At 44.5% G+C, this 1,192-nt stretch carries 2 protein-coding genes; both read left to right on the top strand.

The features are described from left to right. Positions 1-580 (top strand): DUF3164 family protein (locus OW491_RS17990; protein WP_290037270.1); only part of this gene is annotated, 580 nt, incomplete at its 5' end. A 278-nt stretch (positions 581-858) separates the two neighbouring features. Further along, positions 859-1,107, top strand: a complete 249-nt coding sequence (locus OW491_RS17985) for a hypothetical protein (protein WP_102582813.1) — start codon at positions 859-861, stop codon at positions 1,105-1,107. Positions 1,108-1,192 lie beyond the last annotated feature (85 nt).

The following is a 1,192-nucleotide window of genomic DNA, read 5'->3' as shown; positions in this document are numbered from 1 at the left end:
AGGCCGCCTAGTTCAAGAAAGCAACATTGATGACTATGACATCGAGATGGACGCTTTTGTTATGAAGCACATGGCTACCGCGTTGGAAATTCAAGCGGTGATTCGTGAATTTAAAAAAGAAGTTTATGAGGATTGCTTGGCGTTCCAAGAGCTTATTGCTGAAAAGTACGAAACCAAAATTGGCGGTAAGAAAGGCGGCGCTTCCTTCACCTCGTTTGATGGCAAAAAACAGATCCGTATTTGTGTTCAAGACCGATTTGTATTTGGCCCAGAACTCAAGGTGGCAGAGAAGCTAATGAAAGAGTGCGCTAATGATTGGTCTGAAAATGCCAATCGTGAACTCCAACTCATTATTCACGGCCTATTTGAAACAGATAAAGAAGGTTCAATCAGCGTAAAGAAAGTGATGGACTTTCGCAGTCAGTATAAAAGCGTCTCAGAAGATGCTCGCTGGGTTCAGGCCATGGCTGCTATTGATGATGCACAGAAAGTCGTTAGCTCGAAAACTTACTTGAATTTCAAAGAGCGCAACGGTGAAGACAAATACATAAACATTCCTCTTGATATCGCCAAGCTATAGCGAGGTGTGAATGTTACTGATAAGCACCCGATATGGAGAGATAAACGTCAGTCGCCATGCTATCGAAAGATGGCGACAACGTACGGGTCGCAGCCTTCCACAACTTGTAGAGGCGGTGGCGAAAGCTAACCGCCCAAGCAAGAACCGACTGCGAAGAATAATGAAATGCGAATCAGGTTGGCAGCCAAAGCGAATTTTAGAAAGTGACTGCGCCTACTTCCTAATTCGAAACAACAACATTGTGACCGTTTATGACAAACGGAATAGAGGGTATCAACATGCATACAGCTAACCCACTGCAACGTTCTTTCACTACCGCCCACACTCGCAGAGTGATTGATCTCGAAATTGAAATGGCTGAAGCCTTAATTGAAAACGACGGCACTGCATTTCCAGATAGCACTTTTGAAGAAGGCTATATCGCAGCACTGAAGTTCATTTTAAACCAGTCAAGCTCGAACGTTCGTGAAGAGTGCGAAGACATGATGGATGAACTCAATGGAAAAGACGAAAGCGAAGCGGCCTAACCAGTTAATCAAATACATCATGAAGTTTCGCCGCTGCTCTCAAGTCGAAGCAGAACAATGGGCAGATAACCACTGCGGTGATTGG

It is taken from the genome of Neptunomonas sp. CHC150, assembly GCF_030397555.1.
In the GTDB taxonomy this organism is placed as follows: domain Bacteria; phylum Pseudomonadota; class Gammaproteobacteria; order Pseudomonadales; family Balneatricaceae; genus Neptunomonas; species Neptunomonas phycophila.
Note: the sequence above shows the minus strand (reverse complement) of the source record. Positions and strands in the feature narration are given on the sequence as shown.